We start from the raw sequence: 17,986 nt of genomic DNA on the forward strand, positions 1-17,986 counted from the left end.
AGTTATATTTGAATGATCAGTACATGAATTTATCCCAATATTTTGAATAAATGCCCATGGATGCGATTAACCTAAAAGTAAACGGAAAAGATTATTCACTACGTGTAGCTCCTGACACCCCTCTCCTCTATGTATTACGAAACAATTTGCAATTAAACGGACCAAAATACGGTTGCGGTATAGAAAGATGCGGTTCCTGTATGGTGCTGTTGGATGGTGTGGCGATGCCCTCCTGTAGGCGCCCGTGCGATTCACTTGAGCATGTGGCAATCACAACCCTCGAAGGAATCGGACAAGCACCACAGCTAGACGTTGTCCAAGAAGCGTTTATTGCTGAACAGGCTGCGCAATGTGGCTATTGCATTAACGGAATGATTATCGCGTCAAAAGCCTTGCTACAGAAAAATCCGGAACCCACGGAAAAAGAGATTCGAATCGCTTTAGAAAGAGTGTTGTGTCGCTGTGGCAGCCACACCCGCGTGATGCGTGCCGTTCGCCGAGCCTCACGTAAATTAAAAGCAGAAGCATGAATAGAAAGGAATTCCTAACCAAAACGGGCTACCTCGTCATGGGCTTTCATTTATTTCCCTTTTCCTCCTGCTCGCCCGGAAGAGAGGCTAACGGCCTGTCGAGCCCACCCGATAGTAATAACATAGACGCTTGGTTAAAGTTGAACGACCAAGGAAAAGTGACGCTTCTTACCGGAAAAATGGAATTAGGCCAAGGGATTCGCGTCGCTCTGAAACAGATCGCCGCCGAAGAACTAGACGTCGATATCCATCGGATTAATATCATTATCGCAGATACCGGACAGACACCGGACGAGCGGTATACAGCCGGTAGTGCTTCAATAGAAAGCAGTGGTATGAGTATTCGCCAAGCGGCCGCAGAAGCACGCCATCGATTGGTAAATATGGCCGCAGAGCGACTTCAGACGCCGTTCGACTCCCTAATCATCAGTGATGGCTTAATTCGTACCCGATCGAAGCCAGAGAAATCGATAAGTTATTGGGAACTATTACAAGGAAAGGCCATTGAGGGTGAAGTTAAGGGAGATGCACCTACCAAAAACCCGAAAGATTATCGTCTGATTGGCAAAGCAATTCCTCGCGACGACATCCACCGCATGGTGGAGGGCGCACCCTATTACATACAAGACCTTCGTTTCCCCGATATGCTGCATGCTCGTGTAGTACGACCGCCGGGCTATCAGGCGCAGTTATTATCCATCCCCGAAAAAGAAGTTAAAAAGATGGCTGGGGTTAAAGCCTTGATTAGAAACGGTGATTTTTTAGCGGTCGTGGCGCAGGAAGAATACCAAGCTATTCGTGCCCAAACCTATCTCCGGTCGGCTACGCAATGGAAGAAACAAGCCCTATCTCCTCCACCAGCCACTTTATTCGACGAAATGTCAAACTACAACGGAGAAGTCAAGTTAGTGGAAGAAAAAGGCCAAATAAATCAGCAACGCTCAGCCATTGAGGCCACCTATACACGTCCGTATCACATGCATGGATCCATTGGCCCGTCATGCGCCTTAGCCAAGTGGAGTGAAAATAAGCTCACCGTATGGACCCATAGTCAAGGCGTGTATCCCTTAAGGAAAAGCTTGTCAGATCTTTTAAATCTACCCGAAGAGTCTATCCACGTGATGGGTGTACCCGGCTCGGGATGCTATGGACATAACGGTGCAGATGATGTAGCCGCCGATGTAGCGCTGATTGCGCAAGCGCTACCGGGTAAAACCATCCGTCTGCAATGGATGCGTGAAGACGAACATCTTTGGGAACCATATGGTTCGGCCATGCGCATCCAGCTCCGCGCCGATATCCAAGACGGAAAAATAAGCTATTTGGAAAGTGACCTTTGGTCGGACACACATAGCGTGCGGCCTGGCGGACAAGCGTCGCACCTCCTTGCCGCGCAATATGTTGAGCCAAAACGATCTATTGATAAGAAGGGCGTATCCGGAGGAGCCTATCGAAATGCTGTACCAATCTATGCTATCAACAACTTAAAGATCAATGCCCATGCCTACGAAGGCCCGCTGCGCACATCTGCTCTCCGAAGCTTAGGCGCCTACGCCAACGTGTTTGCCCTTGAATCCTTTATCGACGAGTTGGCTTTAGCAAGTAAAGAAGATCCCGCAAGCTTCCGTTTAAAACATTTAACGGATACAAGGGCCATCGCCGTCATTGAAGCGTTGTGCGATAAGGTTAATTGGAACAAGCGACATCAAACCCGAGATACAGGCCTCGGCTTAGCTTTTGCCCAATATAAGAATCATGCATCCTATTTTGCCGTCGCTGCTGAAATCAAAGTCGATCGCCCAAATAAGCGCTTTAAACTCAGTAAACTAACCGGAGTCATTGATGCCGGGCAAACGATTAATGCCGATGGATTAAAAAACCAAACCGAGGGAGGTATGATCCAATCTGCAAGCTGGACCTTATTTGAGGCCGTCGACTATTCAGCAGATGGAATACGCAGTAGCAGCTGGGAGAACTATCCGATTATGCGTTTCTCTGATGTACCTGAAACCGAGGTAATCATTATTGATCGTCCGGAAAAGGAACCGCTGGGAGGAGGTGAAGCCGCACAGGGCCCAACAGCGGCAGCCATCGCCAATGCCCTATATGCCGCTACCGGCACAAGGATCAGAAATCTCCCCCTGAGCGCCGACAAAGTACAATGGTAGTTTTTGCTGCTCATGAGCTAATGCGTATTCTGGGTTAAAGCACGGTTGACTAGCTACGATGATCGTCAGCATCGAATTTCGTTTTTATGTATAAAGCCTCCACCTTTTCCCTCGCCCAGGGCGTTCTTCTTAGAAACTGGAGACTTGATTTAATGCTTGGTTCATTGGCAAAGCAGTTCAATCGCACTAGGCGCGCTAGCTCTTTCCACCCATAATGTTGTTCCAACCGCGTTATGATCATCTCCAACGTAACGCCGTGCAAGGGATTATTGGGCTGTTCTTTATGAAAATCTCTCTGCATATTACTCAGTTGCCGAAGTTTCCAGATAGGTTATAATGGCCATCACATCTTTTTCTCCCAGTCCTTTCTCCAGCGCTTTATTATAGGTGTCAACTAACGGTTGAGACAAAGGGAAGTCGACCCCTTGTTCACGTGCCAAGCGAAGGTCCTTTGCCATATGCTTTAAGGCAAACGCCGCCGGAAAGCTTCCTGCTACGATGCCACTTGTTTTAAGCTTTGTAATTGCACTTCCACAAGCCCCTTCATTCACGATACGTAACATATCTTCTGCTTTTATCCCATTCTTCTTCGCGAACAGCACCGTTTCCGCCAAGCCCTCTAATGTAAGTGCCAGAAAATAGTTAATCGCTAATTTTGCGGACGATCCGGCACCAACGGCACCTAGCCAAAGAGATAGTTTTCCGAGCTTTTCAAATAGAGGTTGCGCCGCACGAAAACTGTCTTCTTCGCCGCCTACCAGAATCAACAACGCGCCATCTTCAGCCGGCTTCACGCTTCCTGAAACAGGAGCTTCCAAAAACCTGGCTCCCACAGCGCTGCTCATCTCTTCCAGCTCATAAGAGGTCTTTGGCGACACGGTGCCCATATTAATAAACAGCTTACCGGTAGCTTTGCTGTTAAGCAGCCCCCCTTCGCCCAAGAAAACGCCTTTTACGGCCTGATCATCCGAAAGCATGGTAATTACCACATCGCTTTCCGAGCACAGCTCTTGAATGCTATTGGCTAAAGTAGCGCCCTCATTGACCAGTCCATCCGCCTTGGATGCCGTGCGATTGTATACGTTTAAGGCGTATCCCGCTTTGAGCAAGTTTCTTGCCATGGGATACCCCATGTTACCTAAACCTATCCATCCAATCGTCTCATTCATTTAACTTGATTTTTACAATGTATATAATCGCTTTTAACGTCCCCCAAATAAACAAACGCAGCCAGCAAATGTTTATGATTAAATACAGTTACAGGCGGTCTCATCACAGACTACGTCTCCCTCGAGCTTAGCATCATTACGGAAAGCTTTCCGTTTGTTAAAAACAAAAGCAAACAATGCACCCACAAAAGCCATAGCCGCACCCACAACAGCCGGCCAGGTATAGTCGAGATGATAAACCAGCGGTAAACCACCTAAGAAGGCCCCTAAGGCATTTCCTATATTAAAACTGGCCTGACTCACAGAAGCAGCAATCATTTCCGCACCCTTGGCCGTATTGATCATCAGCATTTGGATTGGGGCGGCCAAGGCAAAAGCCACAGCGCCGGTCACGAAGGTCATCACAAGCGCCATCGTTGGATTGTAGGAAATGAAATGCACCACCATCAAGGTAATGGCCATAAGCACCAATAAAGCAGCCGAAGCCTTACCGGGTGAAAAACGGTCGGCCAAAAAGCCGCCTACAAGATTTCCAACCATCATACCAACGCCGGCCAACACGAGAATATACGTTACCGCATCTTCGGAGAACCCGGCTACACCAGTCATCATTGGCGCAATATAACTATACCAGCAAAACAAGCCTCCGGTGCCTATGGAGATCATAAATATAATCAGCCACGCTTCGGTTTTCTTGAAAAAGCCTAGTTCCTCCTTCAGGTTTCTATTGGTGTTGGCCGATAAAACCGGCAACAGAGCCTTTAAGCTAAAAATGGTAATCAGTCCCACCGCCACAACGATAGCAAAAGAAAAGCGCCAGGAAAAATTATGCCCGATATAAGTACCTAACGGAACTCCGGCAATGTTCGCAATAGTCAGTCCTAAAAACATCAGCGATACTGCCTGCGCTTCCTTTCCTTTCTTTGCGATACGGCTCGCCACAACAGAGCCCACGCCAAAGAAAGCGCCGTGCGGCAGGCCAGAAAGCAGTCGGGCAATAAAAAGGCTGTTAAAATCCGGCGCAAAGGCTGAAAAAGCATTAAATGCGGTAAACATCACCATCAAAGCGATCAATATGTTTTTTGGCGGATATTTGCCGGCAATCGCTACCAATAAGGGCGCGCCGATCACAACACCCAATGCATAAGCCGATATCAAATAGCCGGCTTCCGGAATAGAAACCGCTAAATCCTTCGCTATGTCGGGCAGAAGGCCCATCATTACGAATTCGGTTATTCCAATACCCAATCCTCCTAAAGTCAACGGAAGTAAATTTTTGTTCATAGCTGCTTAGTGTCTAAAATACACCATGCAAAGTTAGTACATTCCCGTCCAACTTGTATCAAGCTCCGTCGAATAACTCGCTAAGCCTTTTCATATTTACATCAAGAAAACAATCGATACCGCAAAAGGTATTCTTCCATTTTCGCCTACGCGAGGTTTCTTCCTAAATGAAACGCCATTGCCGGTTTTCATATAACAGAAAAATTAAGTAAGTTTGGTTATATGGCATTCGATGTAAACGATCAATTCCCGCTACTGGCACAGTCCACCTACGTTAATACACCGGGTTCTGGGTTGCTATCAAAAGATATTTTAACCTGGCGAAGACAACATGATCAAGACTATTTTAATACCGGTAGCTCTTTTCGGATAAACCAGGAAAGCTTTCTTAGAGAGGTGAAGCAAAGCGTCTCCGATTTCTTTCGCGCAGATGCGGGTTATACCTATCTGGTTCCCAACTTTTCTTTCGGCATAAACACGTTTCTGGATGGCTTGTCGGCAACAGAACGTTTTCTAATGCTAGAAGAGGATTACCCCTCGGTTACTTATGCGGTCAGGAGTAGAGGCTTTCAGGTTGATACGGTTCCAGTAGATGAACAGCTGGAGGATCGTATTTTGACCAAGATTCGCGAATTTAAACCAACGGCTTTTGCTTTCAGTTTAGTACAATATATAAACGGCATTAAGCTCGATATGGGTTTTATAAAGAAGTTGAAAGCTGAAAATCCCGAGCTTTTATTGATTGCTGATGGCACGCAATATTGCGGCACCGAGCGGGTCGACTTTATGGCCTCCGGCCTGGACTTTTTAGGGGCCAGCGGTTACAAATGGATGCTTGCGGGCTATGGCAACGGCTTTGTCTTTCTCAGCAAAGGCAGCGTGGACCGTTTGTATAGGTGTGCATCCAAACAGGATCTTCCAACTGAGCCGTTCCTAAATCAAAAAACAGCACTTTCCTTGTGTTTTGAACCCGGACATCTGGACACCCTGTCATTCGGAACCCTGCAGCGCTCGATCGACTATTTCAATAACATCGGTATGGAGACGGTAGAGGCTGCGATCCGCAACCTGTCGCTTAAAGCGCGTACTGCCTTTTTAGACCGCGGGCTGTTAGCTGATGCTGTTTCCAAACGTCCCGCGCATTCGTCCATATTCAGTCTATCTGTCAACGATGCTGTTTACAAGCGGCTTCAAGAAAGCAACGTCATCTGTATGCGTCGTGGATCAGGTGTCAGAGTGGGCTTTCATTTTTTCAACTCCGAAGCCGATTTAATTAGCATACTGAGCATTTTGGATCAGATCCATGATTCCTAGTCAGTTTTGAGGTGGCTGTATCAACGGTTTAGCTCCTTTATTAATTAAATAAGCCCGACCTGACCGACGATGCCTTTGGTAAAATACGCAGGTATCCTGTCAAAAAACTAATTTTATTTAATTAACAGTCAAATGCTTACTGGAAAAGTAACTGAATTTTCATACGCTCGATAAACTTTGTGCACCGTTTTACTGTTTTTCCTAGGTTTCCGGCACAGCGAACGGTTTTATTATAACTTTCATAGCTTAGTTAAAACTGTTAAATGGTTTTATTATTAACTGGAAATAAAGTAAGTTTGGGAGGCATAGATGAAGAACCACACATCTTTTAATTGTTTATAGATGGGAAAGGCTTATAGGAGAAACCGTTATTTGCGCATCCTCAGCGATGTGTTTCACATTAAAACTATTTCTTTTGCACTCATTTTTATTATTTATTGCCATGCTGGTTACGCGCAACGCCCAGGATATGAAATAGAGCCTTCCAGATCAAGGGCCGACACCACCAAGCAGAAAGATCTGATCGATCTGGCGAAGGACTTTCTTAATATAGAACCACCAAAAGGGCCCGACAGCAGCGGCAAATCGATCTATTTCTCTTTTCTACCTTTTTCCACAACCGTACCGGGCGGCGGACAAGCCTTAATTACATCTACTACAGCAGGTTTTTATACAGGGAACCGCCGCACCACCAACATGTCTAGGGTAACTTTTACACCCTATACCAATTTTAATGGGCGTTTTGGCCTTCCTATTCGCTCCTATGTTTGGTTAAATAATAATGAGTGGGTTATTATTGGTGATACGCGTTTAATGAAGTATCCGCAATATACCTGGGGTTTGGGCAGGCAACATAGCGAAGACGAAAAAATACTGGTTGACTATACTTATGTACGGTTTTACCAATATGGCTTGCGTAAATTTGAGCGAAACTTTTTTGCAGGTTTAGGTTATAACTTGGATTATCGCACCAATATTGACGCAGAAAAAGACGGCATGCTTTTAAAAGAGTACGTCGACTATCCCTACGGAACAGACGATTTTGGTCGGAGCCTATCGTCGGGACTAAGTTTTAATTTCCTTTACGATACCCGAGCGAATTCGATCAACCCTATGGACGGCTATTACGCCTATTTTCAATACCGTATCAACCCCAAATTTCTCGGAAACGACCATTCTTGGAGTTCTGTTTACCTCGACCTCAGAAAGTATCTCCGCTTTACGCAAGATCCGAACCGACAAAATATGCTTGGAATATGGACGTATTACTGGTCGGTTTTGAGCCGAAAAGTTCCTTATTTGGATTTGCCCAGTATCGGCTGGGATGTATACAACCGTTCTGGCCGAGGTTTCGATCAGAACCGCTTTCGCGGCCGGCACTTATTGTATCTGGAGGCAGAATACCGAAGGGATATCACCGATAATGGCCTGTTAGGCTTCGTGGTCTTCACGAATATGAATACCGTCTCCGGACCGAACAGCCAGATTTTTAAAGATTGGAACCAGGCCTATGGTGGCGGACTGCGAATTAAATTCAACAAAGGATCCGGAACCAATATCGCAATAGACTATGGACGCAGCAAGGGTTTTTCCGGCTTTCAAATTGGGCTCGATGAGGTCTTTTAGGAGGCTGTCGGATTTCGGCTATCAGCGTTCAGCTTTATTTCCGTTTCTCAATTTCCGCTTCTTTTGCTATATTGCAAAGTAACAAACTAGCTATTTGCTGATGGACAAAAAGGTTTATAATCGGATTAAAGCCGTTCTGGCAGAACAGGGGAAAACGAACAAATGGCTCGCCGAAACCTTGGATAGGAACATTAACACCGTTTCCAAATGGAGCACCAATAAAATGCAGCCAACGGTAGAGTCGCTTTTTGAAATAGCCGAAGCTTTACAGGTAGATGTCCGCAGCTTACTTGTTTCCACTAAGTCGAACTAAATCGCGCATCGGTAGTTCCGGTTGATGAATAAGACTTATCTTTGTATCCATTACCGGACACCCGTATTAAACAAAAAATGATGAACTATAAGATAGGAGACTTCGTTCGCTTCGTTGAGGAGGATTTCGAAGGACATATTACAAAAATAATTAACAATGAGCTGGTGGGAGTAACCGGAGAGGACGGTTTTGAAATCCCGGTGCAAACTGCTAAAATAACACACGTATTTGGCCAACAAAGCCGAAAAGAGGTGGATTTCGATGAGGACAACAAAAAGCCAACCGCATCTTCGGGGCCTTTCGTTGCGGAAGGGATTTATTTAGCCGTTACAGGTGATCAAAAGCAGAACATAGCCGTCTTTAATCTGGTGAACGAAACGTCTTATGAGTTACTAACAAGTTTCAGCACCGAAAAAGCCAAGCAAGGGGTTGGGGAATATGCAGGAATTATCCCTCCCAAGAGCACACAGAAAATTTACAGCACCAAAATTAGTGAGGTAAGCTCTTGGCCATTATTCGACTTTAAGTTTTTGTTTCATACCGCCCAACTGCAACCCTTAAAACAGGCATTAGCAATTACGAAACGTATCCGACCGCTGGATTTGTCGGAAGCAAAGAAGCATGTTCCGCTGTTAAATGACCGTGCATGGCTCTTCCGGCTCGATGAGGACATTAAAATCGATGCCGAAAAACTGAAAGAGAGTTTTTTTAGCCACCGACCGGAAAAGAAATAATGTGCTTCTTTATGGTATCTTTACGGTCAACGTACCATAAACTCGTCGCCACTGCCTACATCAGACAGGTAAAATTATAGGACCAGTAGTGCATTCCACCGCAAAATGTAATTTTAGAGGCGACCTTACTCGAAACCGGCAGTAGTCGGCTTCTAAGCGGACGTATTAAATTTCTTGAGCCGGAGCGATCCCAGACCTACATTATAACCCTCGTTCTTATAGGAAAGCCGAACACTTCTGTCCGATTCCGAACACCTGAATGTTCAAAAACGAACACCTTTCAACCTTAAAACCCCTCTGGCATATCTTTTTACCTCTTTTACGCTTTGGCGCTGTAATTGGATCTGTAAATTAACAAGCCATTAAACGGCATAGCCGGTCTGATGACAGCGTTTAGAACAGCAAACAACGAGTATGTTAAAAAACTACATCAAAATTGCCTGGCGAAGTCTTGTGAAGCACAAGGTCTATTCCGCCATAAAAGTCGGAGGCTTTGCCTTTAGTATCGCTGCCTGTGTCCTTATCAGCCTATATATCTTGCATGAATTGAGTTATGACAAAACCTACCCTAATGCGGATCGCATTTATCGGATCGTAGGTGAGTTCAACGATCAAGGGAAAGTGATGCGCGGAACAGCATTTCAAGCGCCCTTAAGTAAAGCAATAGCGGCTGATTTCCCCGAAGTAGAGCACATCGGGCGATTATTGCCTAATGCGCTCTTTTATGGAGCAGGAAGTAACCAAATCACAACCGAAGATAATCCAGAGAGCGTTTACGAGCAAGGCTTTACCTATATGGATCAGGAGTTGTTAGACATGCTACAGCTTCCCATGGTTTATGGAGAACGGGCGACCGCACTTACCGACCCGAACACTTTGGTCTTGACGAAAAGTAAAGCGAAAAAGTACTTTGGACAAGGCAATCCCGTTGGAAAAACCATCTATTTAAACGGCGACAAAACCAGTCCCTATACCATCAAAGGAGTCGTAGACGACCTTCCTTCTACCTCCCATTTGAACGCTTTTCAATTCTTTCTTACCCTTAAAGGCGTGGAATTTTATCCCGGAGAGCAAGAAAACTGGGGCGCCACTAACTATCCCATGTACCTTAAACTCAAAAAGGGAACATCGGTAGAACAGTTCGAGAAAAAACTGACTAAAACCGCTCAAGACCATTATTGGGTTCCTAATCTGAAACAAACGGAAAACAAGAGAGCGATTGAAATCTGGAGTGCTATTACGCTGCACTTACAGCCCATAAGAAAAATACACCTTTATTCTTCAGACATTGAAGACTATAAGCAAATTCAGCAGGGAGACATCAAACTTATCTGGCTATTTGGCGGTATTGCAGCTTTCATCTTATTGATTGCCTGCATTAATTTCGTCAACCTTTCTACAGCAAAATCGGCTAATCGGGCAAAAGAAATTGGCCTCCGTAAAGTCGTGGGCTCTTATCGAAGTAGTTTGATCGCCCAATTACTTGCGGAATCGGTTTTATACAGCTTATTATCCTTTATGGTCGGTTTGCTGTTTGCTCGACTGTTACTCCCCCTGTTTAACAGTCTGTCTGGCAAAGCGCTCCTTTTTCCCTGGACCGACTGGCTATTTTTTCCGATCGTCCTTGGTGCCGCATTGATCATCGGATTGATTGCCGGAGTTTACCCTTCCTTTTATCTTTCTGGCTTTCGGCCTATTGCCGTATTAAAAGGCCAAATGAGTGAAGGGTCTAGGGCTCCCATCCTGCGGAATAGCCTCGTTGTCTTTCAATTTGTTGCCTCCATACTGCTCATTATCGGAACTTTAGTCATTAATCGCCAAATGAACTTTATCCTTCACAAAAAGGTCGGCTTTGATAAAAACCATGTGATGATATTACAGGGAACAAACACGCTGGGCGACCAGATCAAAACACTGCGGACTGAAATCGAAAAACTCCCCCAGGTAAAAGCGGCTTCTGTGAGCGATTATTTGCCCATCCGAATGGAGGGAATCAAACGAAACGGCAATGGCTTTTGGAAAGAAGGGAGAACGAAAGAAGATCCCGCTGTTAGCACTCAATTTTGGGAAATCGACGAAAATTATATCTCGACTTTGGGCATGAAACTAGTGGCCGGCCGAAATTTTTCAAAAGACCTGGCTACAGATTCCCAAGCGGTTATTATTAATCAAAAATTGGCAAGGGAGCTCGGATTGATAGATCCCGTCGGAGCCCGGATAACAAATGGAATGGCATTCACTGTCATCGGCGTTGTAGAAGACTTTAATTTTGAATCGCTCAAGGGCGATGTGGAGGGCGTCTGCATGAGCTTAAGCAACAGTCCGAGTATGCTTTCTATTAAGGTAAACGGCCAAGATATGCAAGCGGCCGTTCGGGAAATTTCCAGCCTTTGGAAGAAATTCGCACCTGCGCAGGCCATTCGTTATACTTTTCTGGACGAAGGGTACGCCGCAATGTATGCAGATGTCCAACGTACCGGCTATATCTTCACGGGTTTCGCCGTGTTAGCTATTTTTATTGCCTGTTTGGGCTTATTCGGATTAGCCGCTTTTATGACCGAGCAGCGCACAAAAGAAATCGGCATCCGGAAAGTTTTGGGTGCCAGCGTAGAAGGGATTATTGGATTACTTTCCAAAGATTTTATCAGGTTGGTGTTTGTCGCCATTGTCATCGCCTCACCATTAGCGTGGTGGGCGATGAACCAATGGTTGAGTGATTTTGAATACCGAGTAGAGGTAGAATGGTGGGTATTTGTATTAGCCGGAGCCTTAGCAACAACCATAGCGCTTTTAACCGTTAGTTCACAAGCCATCAAGGCAGCAGTAGCGAATCCGGTGAAAAGTTTGAGGAATGAATAAAGGTTATGAGTTACCAGTTGTGAACGAAAGCCATGGAACAAAAAAGCCTAAAGCGATGTAAAGTTATACGTAGTAAGTTGCACGTTTTAAAGTTGCGAAAGCAGAAATCGTTTGAGCGACGAAGCCGGTTCGCACAAAATAAATCGGTTCAAAATCGATTGAATAGTCTTTACTTAACGTTAAGCATGTACAAATCCAAAAAGTATTGCCACGATTAAGAAACCTGGATTGCCCAATATTAAAATTCTCTGTTGTAATGAACTCGTCATTAACCCAAGCAGGACACCTCTGAAAACCATTTCTTCATCTATTCCTCAAACTGAAATTTGGAAAGCCAATGTTTCATAATCAAATGTTGAGTTAAGGCAAACAACCGACAACTATACAGGCAAACGCCTCTCCCTAACTTACCACCAACAAGCTAAATATCTATTAGTTAAAATTGAGCTAATTGGGAACTTCATAGCATATTATTCGCTTTTATCCGAATGAGGTCCGAACAAGGTCCTTATAAGTTCCCTACTAGCTCCTAGTTATTTAGCCAGTTAGGGATACGTAGGTGCCTGCTTAGTGTCTTGTTAAGGCGGATAGAAACACCGGAATTATATGAATGTGGAGGAGGGCATTTGAGTTAATTTCCTAAACACACTGTCCGATTCCGAACATAAAGTGTTCAGAATCGGACAAAATACAAAAAAACTATAAACATAAACACCTAAAAAACAGTACGATAACTAGTAGGATTGTTTTTTGGGCAGGCAATGGAAGCGTGGGAGTTCAACCACTAAATCGAGATCATCAAGTTAAAACCATAAGCCAATCGGCGAATAGCTGAAACGCCTCTAGAAAAACAAATGATATGTTGCAAAACAGCTTGCTTACTGCGCTTCGATACTTCTGGAAGAATAAGATCACTACCCTTATCAATATTTTGGGGCTAGCCATTGGTATCAGCGCTTCATTGGTTATTTACATCATTATCCGCAATGAATACAGTTATGAAAAGGATGTTCCAAATAAAGAACATGTTTATAGGGTAGTAACCGATGGGGAATGGAAAAACTCCGGTATACGCGTTCCTCTGGCAAGGGCGATTAAAGAACAGGTTAGTGGAATCGAGGCGGTTTCCCAAATATATTTTGATGGCTTTGGGAATACGGTACGGGTGCCAATAAACAACGAAAAACAACCTAAACTTTTTAAGAAAGAAAAGAATATCGCTTTTATAGACACGGGGTTCTTCCATATCTTCCCTCACAGATGGGTAGTCGGAAATCCCGCCCAAGCGCTATCTTCTCCACATCAGGTCGTGCTGACAGAAAGTAAGATGCGCACTTTTTTCCCTGGGATTAATGCTCAGGAAGTTATTGGCAAAGTAATTATCTTTAAAGACTCTTTAGCTGCTTCGGTAAGCGGAATTGTCAAAGACCGGGAAATTAACAGCGATTTTCGTCCGGACATATTCATCTCATTAACGACCATCCCTCATGAACCCTCGTTAAAAGCACTTACCGCCTGGGACGAATGGAACAATACCAACAGTAGTTCTCAATGTGTGGTCATCTTGAATCCGAACACGTCTGTGAAAAAAGTAAACCAGCAAATCGAAACGATCTTCAAAAAAAACAATAAGGAGGAAGACGAGGATGGTGACTTCCACCGCCTTCAACCGATCCAGGACATCCATTTTAATCCCGCTTTTTCGGGACAGAATCCAACGATTGAAAAGTCGACCCTCCGCAACCTGTCAATTTTAGCAGTATTTTTAGTCCTGTTAGGTGCTATTAATTTTATTAACTTATCCACAGCCCAATCTGTCGAAAGAGCAAAAGAGATCGGTATCCGCAAAACTTTGGGTGGTGCAAGAACACAATTAGTTTCTCAGTTTCTCCTTGAAACCTTTTTAATTACGGCAGCAGCCGGTTTATTATCTGTTTTAATCTCTCCGCTGATTTTTCAAGCCTTTTCATCTTTTGTCCCTCGGTCATGGAGTTTCGCTGACCTGCTAGATGGACAGATCTTATCTTTCTTATTGGCCATTATCATAGTCGTTGCTTTTCTAGCAGGACTTTACCCATCATGGGTACTCACCTCCTTTAATCCAGTAACTGCCCTGAAAAACCAAGTGGCCTCCAATAGCAGTCAAACCCGTTCCGCATGGGTCAGGAAATCCTTAACTGTTTTTCAATTTGTGATTGCACAGGTATTCCTGATCTGTGTGTTGGTGGTCAGCAAACAGATCAACTTTTCAAAAAATAAAGACATGGGTTTCCGAAAAGACGCTGTCATCAATTTCTATATTCCCGACTTTTTGGATCAGAAAAGTAGAAAGAAATTTGTCTTGTTCAATGAACTGAAAAATATTCCTGAAATTGAAGCTGTAAGTTTAGGAAACCAGAGTCCGGCCTTCAGTGGATCCATGTCTATGGGGACCTCCTTTATGCGTGGAGATGAAAAAGTAGAAACCAACATAGATACCCGTACCGGCGACGATCATTTTCTGGAGGTTTATCGCATTCCATTGGTGGCAGGAAGAAACGTCGTTGCCACAGATTCAATCAAGGAGCTTTTAGTGAACGAATCCATGGTGAAATTTATGGGTTTAAAATCACCACAAGAAGCTTTAGGCAAAATATTAAACGATGAATGGACGATTGTAGGAATTATGAAAGATTTCAACATCGCCTCTGTCCGCTCCCCCATTAAACCGTTGACCTACCGCAATCAGCAAGATGGATTTGTGATGCATATTGCACTCCGTTCTGCTGACCCTTCTTCCTGGAAGGCAGCTTTATCCAAAATGGAAAAAGCCTGGCACCGTATTTATCCAGATAACGACTTTGACTATACTTTCCTGGATAAGACTATAGAAAATTTCTATAGAAACGACCTCCGCTTATCTCGTCTCTTAAACTGGGCCAGTGGACTGGCTATATTTATCGCTGGAATGGGGCTTTTTGGATTAGGCGTCTTTACCGCCAATCAACGGACAAAAGAAATCGGTATCCGGAAAGTACTGGGAGCTGAGATCGTACAGATTATGGTGTTATTGATAAAAAACCTAGCTGCTCTGGTTTTACTGGCATGCTTCATTGCCTTTCCTATTGCAGCTTATTTTATGCATAACTGGTTAAATGATTTTGCCTTTAAAACGGAATTAAGCTGGTGGATATTCGCACTATCCGGTACAGGAATGCTCCTCGTCGCCATCGCCGTTCTAGGAATAAAAGCCTATAGAGCCGCAATAGTCAATCCGGTAGAGAGTTTAAGAAGTGAATGATTTTAGTTGCGAGTTGTTAGTTGTCCGTTGTGAGACCGATGCTAACAGCCCTCATCTCAATAGTAAACAATCGTTAGTTAACGGATTTAAAAACCCGCAACTCACAACCCATAACGCATAACTCTTATGATTAGGAACTACATTAAAATCGCTTGGCGGAATATCAAAAGGAATAAGGCTTTCGCCTTGATCAATGTGTTTGGTCTTTCCCTGGGCATTGCCTGTGCCTTACTTATTTTTGCACTGGTGACTTATCACCTCAGCTTTGATAATTTTCATCGTAATCCTGATCGTATCTATCGTTTGGTCACGGAATGGCATGATGAGACCATTGACCGTTCGTCCGGTGTACCTAGTCCACTAGGAAACGCCTTCCGGGAAGATCTAAAACTAGATGAGTTCACGGCCAGAATCATCAATTACCGCAACGCCGTTGTTTCTTTTCCTGAATCAGGAGATAAGAAAAAATTTATGGAAGAAACAGGGATAGCTTATGCAGAACCTTCATTTTTCTCCATTTTTAACTACCCATTGCTTAAAGGAAACGCCAATACAGTTTTAAAGAATCCCAATGAAGCGCTGCTTACAGAGAAAATTGCCAAGAAATATTTCGGAAGCAAGGACCCTCTTGGGCAAACCATCCGCATAGACAATAAGATTAATTTCGTGGTAAAAGGTATTTTAAAAGATCTTCCGAACAATACCGACTTAAGACAAGAGATCTTTCTCTCCTACGACAACCTGAAAGACCAAAACCCATTCATTGCAAAAGCTGACAGTTGGGGAGGCGTTTACAGCGGCTCCGAAGTTTACACGCTGTTAAAACCGGGAGTTACACAGGCTGCTGCCGAACAAGCCCTTCGCAGTACTTCCAAAAAGTACTACAGTGAAAAAGAAGCCAAGTCCTGGTATTTTAAATTACAACCATTATCAGATATCCACTTCAATCCAGATCTCGGAGGGCTTGACAAAAAGTACCTTTGGGCTTTGCTTATTATCGGCGCTTTTCTTCTGGCTACGGCTTGTATTAATTTTATTAATCTTGCGACAGCACAAGCTTTAAATCGGTCCAAGGAAATCGGTATCCGGAAAGTACTGGGCAGCCAGCGGAAACAATTATTCTGGCAATTTATTACGGAAACGGCCATTATCACCTGCTTCGCCGGTGTTTTAGCTTATGGTATAGCCAAGATCTCCCTTCCTGGTATCAACCAACTCTTCCAATCTGAAATTGCCCTAAATCTCTTCTCTCAGCTCTCTTTAACAGTCTTCTTTATAAGTGTCCTGCTGTCGGTTATTTTCTTGTCAGGCTCTTATCCAGGACTGGTTTTATCCGGCTTTCGGCCTATACAGGCCCTACGAAGCAAAATCACCCAAAAAGAGGTAGGTGGGTTCTCCCTTCGTCGCACCCTGGTAATCGGTCAGTTCGCTATTTCCCAAATGCTAATCATCGGCATGATCATCATTTCCAATCAAATACGTTACGTCAGGAACAGCGATTTAGGATTTGACAAGGAAGCTATCGTGAATATTGATATACCACAATCTGAAAAAGGTAAACTCTTACGTGATCGGTTTGCTAACGTGAAAGGTGTAAAGAACATATCGCTTAACTATAAAGCGCCCGCATCCAACTCCAATAACACGACTTCCGTCCGCTACGATAACCGCGCCGAAGACGAACGTTGGAGCATCAACGAAAAGTTCGCCGATGATCAGTATTTGCCAACCTTTAATTTGAAACTGGTTGCTGGCCGAAACTTCTTTCCTGCTGACACCACCCGCGAGCTTTTGGTCAACGAGACTTTTGTTAAAAAGTTGAATTTAAAGTCGCCCGACGAAGTATTGGGCAAAAACCTGAATGTAGGAGGCGGCGCGGTCAAAGGAACCATTGTTGGTGTAGTGAAAGATTTTTACAATTACAGCTTCAGGATTGAAAAAGATGCCATTTGCATTATGCCGGACACTGGACAATACTTTAACTGCTCCATTAAATTGGACGGCCCCCAGATTCAATCGTCACTGGCCTCATTCGAAAAAATATGGAACGAAACTTTTCCTGACTATGTATATTCCCATCAGTTTTTAGACGACTCCATTGCCCGTTTTTATGAAATGGATACCATCATGTTGCGGCTGGTACAAGGTTTTGGTTTAGTTGCTATCTTAATCGGCTGTTTGGGGCTTTATGGATTGATTTCTTTCATGGCTTTTCATAAAACAAAAGAAATTGGGGTACGAAAAGTACTGGGAGCAAGCGTTTCCCATATTGTTTGGATTTTTGGCAAAGAGTTTACACGCCTATTATTGGTTGCTTTTGTCATAGCCGTACCGATCGCCTGGTGGAGCATGACTCATTATTTACGGGATTTTTCCTACCATATCAACATTGGATGGGAGATTTTTGCGTTGGCCGTCGGGGTAACCTTTATGATAGCGACGATAACCGTGGGTTATCGATCCGTCAAAGCAGCAACAGCCAATCCGGTGAAGAGCTTGAGGAGTGAATGAAATTTAGTTGTTGGTTCTTGGTTGATAGTTGTTCGTGAACACATCAAACTAAAGACTAAGAAATTGATTGTACACTAGTCAGGGCTAACAACGAATAACGATCAACAAACAACGAAAATGCTAAAGAACTACATTAAAATCGCTTGGCGGCATCTGAGCGGGACAAACAATTGTTGCAGCCAATTAAGTGGCCAAAAA

General features: G+C 44.2%; 13 protein-coding genes. 9 read left to right on the plus strand and 4 right to left on the minus strand.

The window, feature by feature from the left end:
- Positions 1 to 56 precede the first annotated feature (56 nt).
- Both EPX21_RS10865 and EPX21_RS10870 read left to right on the plus strand, forming a co-directional pair.
- Positions 57 to 530, plus strand: a complete 474-nt coding sequence (locus tag EPX21_RS10865) for a (2Fe-2S)-binding protein (RefSeq protein ID WP_134089717.1) — start codon at positions 57 to 59, stop codon at positions 528 to 530.
- On the plus strand, positions 527 to 2,698 hold the full coding sequence (locus tag EPX21_RS10870; protein ID WP_134089718.1) for a molybdopterin cofactor-binding domain-containing protein: 2,172 nt from the start codon (positions 527 to 529) through the stop codon (positions 2,696 to 2,698). Before EPX21_RS10865 ends, EPX21_RS10870 begins: the two co-directional genes overlap by 4 nt.
- A 49-nt stretch (positions 2,699 to 2,747) precedes the next feature.
- Here the strand turns inward: EPX21_RS10870 and EPX21_RS10875 are convergent, their stop codons facing one another.
- From EPX21_RS10875 to EPX21_RS10885, 3 genes are all read right to left on the minus strand, one after another.
- Positions 2,748 to 2,999: a VF530 family DNA-binding protein gene (locus tag EPX21_RS10875; protein ID WP_134089719.1), complete on the minus strand. Its 252-nt coding sequence runs from the start codon at positions 2,997 to 2,999 to the stop codon at positions 2,748 to 2,750.
- Between the two features lies 1 nt (position 3,000).
- Complete coding sequence (locus EPX21_RS10880) at positions 3,001 to 3,867, minus strand: NAD(P)-dependent oxidoreductase (protein ID WP_134089720.1); 867 nt, start codon at positions 3,865 to 3,867, stop codon at positions 3,001 to 3,003.
- 78 nt (positions 3,868 to 3,945) lie between these two features.
- Positions 3,946 to 5,151 carry an MFS transporter gene (locus tag EPX21_RS10885; RefSeq protein WP_134089721.1) on the minus strand — a complete coding sequence of 402 codons (1,206 nt, stop codon included), beginning with the start codon at positions 5,149 to 5,151 and terminating at the stop codon, positions 3,946 to 3,948.
- A 222-nt stretch (positions 5,152 to 5,373) separates the two neighbouring features.
- Here EPX21_RS10885 and EPX21_RS10890 point away from each other — a divergent pair, with 222 nt between their 5' ends.
- From EPX21_RS10890 to EPX21_RS10910, 5 genes are all read left to right on the plus strand, one after another.
- Entirely contained in the window at positions 5,374 to 6,465 is a 1,092-nt protein-coding gene (locus EPX21_RS10890) for an aminotransferase class V-fold PLP-dependent enzyme (protein WP_134089722.1), read from the plus strand.
- A gap of 342 nt (positions 6,466 to 6,807) precedes the next feature.
- Positions 6,808 to 8,091: a BamA/TamA family outer membrane protein gene (locus EPX21_RS10895; RefSeq protein ID WP_134089723.1), complete on the plus strand. Its 1,284-nt coding sequence runs from the start codon at positions 6,808 to 6,810 to the stop codon at positions 8,089 to 8,091.
- A 100-nt stretch (positions 8,092 to 8,191) separates the two neighbouring features.
- Complete coding sequence (locus EPX21_RS10900; protein WP_134089724.1) at positions 8,192 to 8,404, plus strand: helix-turn-helix transcriptional regulator; 213 nt, start codon at positions 8,192 to 8,194, stop codon at positions 8,402 to 8,404.
- 77 nt (positions 8,405 to 8,481) lie between these two features.
- On the plus strand, positions 8,482 to 9,138 hold the full coding sequence (locus tag EPX21_RS10905; protein WP_134089725.1) for a hypothetical protein: 657 nt from the start codon (positions 8,482 to 8,484) through the stop codon (positions 9,136 to 9,138).
- Positions 9,139 to 9,552: 414 nt separating this feature from the next.
- Entirely contained in the window at positions 9,553 to 11,997 is a 2,445-nt protein-coding gene (locus EPX21_RS10910; protein ID WP_134089726.1) for an ABC transporter permease, read from the plus strand.
- A 179-nt stretch (positions 11,998 to 12,176) separates the two neighbouring features.
- Here EPX21_RS10910 and EPX21_RS23455 read toward each other — a convergent pair whose 3' ends face one another.
- Positions 12,177 to 12,296 (minus strand): hypothetical protein, encoded by a 120-nt coding sequence (locus EPX21_RS23455; protein WP_370450971.1) that lies wholly within the window; start codon positions 12,294 to 12,296, stop codon positions 12,177 to 12,179.
- 560 nt (positions 12,297 to 12,856) lie between these two features.
- Between EPX21_RS23455 and EPX21_RS10920 the strand changes: the two genes are divergently transcribed.
- Positions 12,857 to 15,277, plus strand: a complete 2,421-nt coding sequence (locus tag EPX21_RS10920) for an ABC transporter permease (protein WP_134089727.1) — start codon at positions 12,857 to 12,859, stop codon at positions 15,275 to 15,277.
- 126 nt (positions 15,278 to 15,403) lie between these two features.
- Positions 15,404 to 17,788 (plus strand): ABC transporter permease, encoded by a 2,385-nt coding sequence (locus tag EPX21_RS10925; RefSeq protein ID WP_134089728.1) that lies wholly within the window; start codon positions 15,404 to 15,406, stop codon positions 17,786 to 17,788.
- The last annotated feature ends 198 nt before the right edge of the window (positions 17,789 to 17,986 follow it).

Source organism: Olivibacter sp. XZL3 (assembly GCF_004368405.1).
In the GTDB taxonomy this organism is placed as follows: domain Bacteria; phylum Bacteroidota; class Bacteroidia; order Sphingobacteriales; family Sphingobacteriaceae; genus Olivibacter.